This window comes from Myxococcus llanfairpwllgwyngyllgogerychwyrndrobwllllantysiliogogogochensis, from assembly GCF_006636215.1.
In the GTDB taxonomy this organism is placed as follows: Bacteria; Myxococcota; Myxococcia; order Myxococcales; family Myxococcaceae; genus Myxococcus; species Myxococcus llanfairpwllgwyngyllgogerychwyrndrobwllllantysiliogogogochensis.
In genome coordinates, this window is record NZ_VIFM01000953.1 from 1 (window position 1) to 397 (window position 397).

Below are 397 nucleotides of genomic sequence, written 5' to 3' on the forward strand. Positions count from 1 at the left end.
AGAGCAGCGGCAACGGCCACGCCCATTTACACACCATCAACGTGCGGGTGGAAAACCCCAACCTCAACCAGATGGCGATTCAGGATGTGCCGATGCTCAACAACGACAACATCGTCTGTTCGCGGCTGAAACGCGGTGAGCTGTTGATGGTGCCTGCGCCGGGCACCCTTATCCAGGCTGGCGACCTGCTGCACCTGGTGGGGCGACCTGAGGATTTGCACAATGCGCAGCTGGTGATAGGCCAGGAGGTGGCCACCTCGCTGTCGACGCGCGGCACCGATCTGAAAGTGGAGCGGGTGGTGGTCACTAACGAAAAAGTGCTGGGGAAGAAAATACGCGATCTGCACGTCAAACAGCGCTATGACGTAGTGATCTCCCGGCTTAACCGGGCAGGCGT

At 59.4% G+C, this 397-nt stretch carries 1 protein-coding gene; it reads left to right on the plus strand.

The genetic code is table 11. The features are described from left to right. A partial coding sequence (locus tag FJV41_RS56430; RefSeq protein ID WP_220138070.1) for a TrkA C-terminal domain-containing protein occupies positions 1-397 on the plus strand: 397 nt, incomplete at both ends.